Source organism: Psychrobacter piechaudii (assembly GCF_900162825.1).
Classification (GTDB): Bacteria; Pseudomonadota; Gammaproteobacteria; order Pseudomonadales; family Moraxellaceae; genus Psychrobacter; species Psychrobacter piechaudii.
In genome coordinates this window covers 1-5,053 of the sequence record NZ_FUGE01000287.1, presented here as the reverse complement: position 1 = coordinate 5,053, position 5,053 = coordinate 1, and the positions used below count along the sequence as shown (strand labels likewise).

The following is a 5,053-nucleotide window of genomic DNA, read 5'->3' as shown; positions in this document are numbered from 1 at the left end:
GTATTATCTACCCTTTCACATATTTTATTCCTCCTAGCAATATAAACAACTCTATTTCATCTAGCTCAAATAAATTTATATTTATATTCTGTGGTTTCTTAGGACCTCGTAAAAGACCTAAACTTATAATAGATTCCTTAAAAAGACTAGTGGAGTTAGGTAGAGATGATTTCGAACTATGGATAGTCGGTAGCGGTGATTTAGAGCAAGAGTTACGTACTTTAAGCAAAAAGTATGGGTTAAGTGTTAAATGGTTTGGTTTTCAGAATATTGATAATGTTAGAAGGTATATCTCTGAAGCAGACTGCCTTCTACTGCCTAGTAAACATGATGGTTGGGGTGTAGTTGCATCTGAAGCAATTATCGAAGGCACTCCTGTTATCTGCAGTGATAGTTGTGGGGTTGCAGGTGTTGTAGCTAAAAGTGGTTATGGAAGTGTATTCAGAACTAATGATACCGAATCATTTATAAGTATGCTTGTTAAACACTATGATTGTGGAAAGGTATCAGAGCATGAACGCAATTTACTAAAGAAGTGGGGATCCTCTTTAACTGCGCCTCAAGGAGCAAGATATGTAGACAAGATCTTATTTTCAAGTGGTAATATCAAACCTACTGCACCCTTTTATAAAAACTAAGGTATGACTCTATAGCCCTTTCAACTCAGATATATTTACAAGATTAGTACATATTCCCGTACTATATTATTGCTTCTATTATGCGTTGTATGCTAGAAAAGCCATAAAAACTGGTAGACCAAAGAAGATAAATAGTGACTTACCATGCCACAGAAAGCTAAAACATACAGTGAAAACTTTAAATCAGAGACAGTTGAAATCATAGAGAATAATGGGGGAAGTATAACTACTATATTAGAGTAGTTAAGACTGCCTATTGCCGCCTCCCCTAATTAGCAAAAAAAAGCTGGACTTGTACGGTTTAGAAGTACCAAACAATGTGGCTCGGAGCTGATCTTAGCTCTTGGAGAAGCTAACCGTTCAAAAAGATAGTTGAAGGTTGAGCTATGCTGAAGAAACCGTACAACTAAACTTGGTAAACTAAGCGTATTCACAGGAGTTTACCATGACCAAGAAAATCAGAACTTACAGCAGAAGCCGTTAAGAAGATAGCAAACAATAATGGCAATATCTCAGTGACCGCAAAGCAGCTTGGCATCGCCATGCAGACCTTATCTAATTGGCATAACAAAGCCAACCAAGGCAAGCTTGTAGGAACAGAGCAGTACGATCCACAGCTCATAGCCGTGATTGAAGAGAACAAGCGCCTCAAACGACAGCTTAAAGTAGCCGAAGAGGAACGAGAGATACTAAAAAAGGCGACGGCGTACTTTGCAAATGAGGAGCGTTAAAAAACAGTCTGGGAGACTGTTTTAGTGACGCAAGGCGGAGGGCCCTGCCCGAAGTGACAGCTAGTCAGGTACGCCTTTATCAAAGATAACCAGCACTTCTTTAGCATCACCACTATGTGCCGTGTGCTAAAAATTAAGCATTCAAGTTACTACGACTGGCTGAGTCGCGATATCAGCGAGCAGCAGATACATCGCAACCATTGCGAGCTACTCGTTAAAGCCGCTCACAGTGAAAGTAAAGAACGTTATGGTTATGAACGTTTGCATGCAACGCTCACCGAGCAAGGCCATGACATTAGCCTATACATGGTTAGAAGCATTAAAGAGGAACATGGCATCAAATGCCGTCGCCACAAGCGCTTTAAAGTCACTACCGACTCCAATCACAACAAGCTGATCTATCCAAACGTACTGGATCAGAAGTTTGATGCCAGTCGCCCTAACCAATCGTGGGTCAGTGACATCACCTATATTTGGACGCTTGAGGGTTGGTTGTATTTAGCAGGCGTTAAAGACTTATACACTAAAGAGCTTGTCGGTTACGCCATCAACAAACGCATGACAGCAGATCTAGTATGCAAAGCATTGAACATGGCCATCAAGAACAAACGACCCAGTAAAGGGCTAGTCGTTCACTCTGATAGAGGCAGTCAGTACTGTAGTCATGCCTACCATAAGATCATCAAGCAGCATCAGCTTGCAGGCTCAATGAGCGCTAAAGGTAACTGCTTTGATAACGCACCTATAGAGAGCTTCTGGGGCGTATTAAAGAATGAGTTAATATATCATCAGGACTATAAGACCAGATTTGCCGCCATTACCGATATCATTAGATATATCGAGTTGTACTACAACCAAACAAGAATTCAAAAGGGTTTAGGCTATAGATCGCCAAGACAGGTGTGGTTTGATTATTATCGTCAGGCTGGGTAACTAAAATCTCCCAAGTTTATGTATACGGATTTGACGGCAGGGGTCAAGTTGCGTAAAAAGCACATGAAATACCACGTTGCACTTTGCGAAGCATTGTTAATCGAGTATGGAATTATTGATATTATCATAAATATCATTTTATTATTACCGGCATGTACAGAATCCTTAATCTTGCAGAATCAAGTTACTATGACTGGATGAAACCTTAAATCAGTATCCAGAAAGTATATCGAAATCGCTATGAGTTGCTTGTAAAATCTGCTCACGCTGATAACAAATATCGATATTGTTCTCAGATTTTTCATGCTTATGCAAATGAACAGGAGCATGAAATTAGTAAGTACATGCTATACTCTATTCATTAAAAAAATACAGACCTCACAAGCACTTAAAATTGACGATTGCCTCAAGTCATACCAAGACAGTCCACCTAGCTTAAGGTCAAGGACCTTAACTGTGCTTGAGCTCGTGATATCGCTTATATACGGACATGTGAAATTGTGGTTATTTAACAGGTTTTAAGGATTTGTATACTAAAGAACTGATTGGCTATTTATATGTGAGTGGAATCAGATTTAGTTTCCAAGGCTTTAAGATAAGGCAATTCAAGGTATGCAATCTAATCAAGAACTTATTGTTCGCTCAGATAAAGACCATCAGTATTAACGAGGATTATCGAAAAATAATAAGTAAATACGGCTTTGAAGGCTACATGAGTACGGACAACACAACTTTTATGATAATTTGCCAATACAAGGCCTCCGTGGGATTTAAAAGAATGTGCAGAAGACTATCAACAGTGTATTGAGTCTGATTACAGCCAAGTCAGCAGCGAATAAAGTTTGAGCTTACAAAAAAAGTTTGGATAGATTTCTATCTTCAAGTTGTCCAATTAAACTCTTCCAAGCTTGAATGTAAGAGGTTGATGGTAGTTATCAATTAACAACTATTGTAGAGACACACTTAAACTGAGTCTTTTGATTCGACCATTCAAATAAAAATATCCCAGTTTTCAGTATACAGGCTTTTGCAGTACATAGGGTTATTTAGTAATAGACTCAACTCTAGTATAGATTTGTTTTTTATATTACTATTTATTTTAGATTATTCTCGTAAGGCAAGCCATGAATAGTATTAAACAACATAACTTATTAGTAGTAGTACCATTATTATTTATCCTCTTTAGCTCACTACTTGGTACTGCGAGTAGTAATGTGAACTATATTCTTATTAAGCCTTACACTGTACCTAGCTTTATAAGCAATGTTTCTTACTACTGCTATATAACAATGATTGTTTTACTATCCGCTTATGGATTAATTAGGCTGTATAATTCATCTAGAATCCCTGTAGCTATTGTACTAATGGCTATACCTTATACAATTCTTCTAATATGGTCTATAGTTACCATGAGCGATATCTTTCGCTATCTCGTACTCCTAGTAAGTATTTTATTATGCCCCATAGGTATTGCAGGTATAATAAGTTATACAAATACGAGACTTTTAGCTAACCTATTATCACTTTTACTTCTAGCATTATTATTAATTTCAGGAGTTTATTCATTACTAAACTTTCCAACTAGCCCTAGAGTTTCAGGACACCTTAATAATCCAAACTTGATGGGTATCTGGATTTTTAGTACTCTTATAGTCATATTAGTATTCAAAAACCAAATCAAACCCATGGTTTTTTGGTTATATATAATCCTATCTATTATATTAGTGATTCTAACAGGGTCTCGACTAGGTTTTATTTTAACAGTTATTGCTACTTTGCCTCTGATTAAAACCTATAGGAAAAAATTTTTTTTACTACTATTATTTACCACTCCTTTTCTATTTTTTTTAGACCAAGAGATTAACTTTAGGGTTTTCGAGGTTAGTGATGCTGTATCAGATAGCGGTAGGTCAGTTTTCTGGCAAAGAGCAATTAACTGTATTCAACAACAGCCATTATTAGGTTATGGGATGGAGGGCCAGATTTCTTGTGTTGGAACTGGTAATGTGCACAACTCTTATTTGCGTATAGCTGTAATGATAGGAATCCCTTTAGCAATAGTTTTTTACTCCCTATACTACATATCAATTTTTAGATTTTATAAGACTTCAAAAAACTATTATATTGGCGTTTATTTTCTTATACTCCCATTCTCGCTATTTGGTGAAGACTATATAGCAGGCTTTGCATCACCTTTCTTTGCATTCATGGTCTTCATTATTGCACTATATATTAATGATCAAAAATATAATAACCCCTCTAGGAGATAATATTGAAAGTACTAGCTTTTTCTGGATACTACTTACCTGGTTACAAAGGTGGTGGACCTATAAAAACTCTCCAGAACTTAATCGAGCAAACCAGCGACTCAATTTCTTTTAAAGTGGTTACTCATGATAGAGACTTAGGTGACACTAACGCCTATGGTGACATAATATTTGATGAATGGAATAAAGTAGGTAGTTCACAGGTATTTTATATCCAGCCTGGATTAAAGGGATTTAGACAAATACTTAAACTAACCTGAGTTCGGGATAAGCAGGTCAAAAAAGGCAAAAAAAAGAAGTCCAAAATTGTTAAAGTTAATGTACTAATAAAAACTCAACAAAAAGGACTTCTTACATGGACAACCTAACCGAATTATACTGCCATATTGACGACTTTTACCAAGCATTCAAACCACAATTTGAACGTCAGCTGATCGAAAATGGGACAAAGCGATTAAGAGCATGCAAGATAAGTGTACGAGAG

General features: G+C 36.8%; 3 protein-coding genes and 2 pseudogenes. All 5 read left to right on the top strand.

The features are described from left to right. A partial coding sequence (locus tag A1019T_RS13015) for a glycosyltransferase (protein ID WP_167366888.1) occupies positions 1–638 on the top strand: 638 nt, incomplete at its 5' end. Between the two features lie 445 nt (positions 639–1,083). After that, positions 1,084–2,302 (top strand): annotated as a pseudogene (locus A1019T_RS13010) (IS3 family transposase). 1,124 nt (positions 2,303–3,426) lie between these two features. Continuing rightward, positions 3,427–4,572 (top strand): O-antigen ligase family protein, encoded by a 1,146-nt coding sequence (locus A1019T_RS13005; protein WP_077452153.1) that lies wholly within the window; start codon positions 3,427–3,429, stop codon positions 4,570–4,572. Between the two features lie 2 nt (positions 4,573–4,574). After that, a complete protein-coding gene (locus tag A1019T_RS13000; RefSeq protein ID WP_077452151.1) occupies positions 4,575–4,829 on the top strand; it encodes a hypothetical protein in 255 nt (84 codons plus the stop codon). Positions 4,830–4,924: 95 nt separating this feature from the next. Further along, positions 4,925–5,053 (top strand): annotated as a pseudogene (locus tag A1019T_RS12995) (IS982 family transposase); the annotation flags it as partial.

What these genes read in the sequence shown, in the direction of transcription:
- A1019T_RS13005 (WP_077452153.1), top strand. Translation starts at nt 3,427, where the DNA reads ATGAATAGTATTAAACAACATAACTTATTAGTAGTAGTACCATTATTA.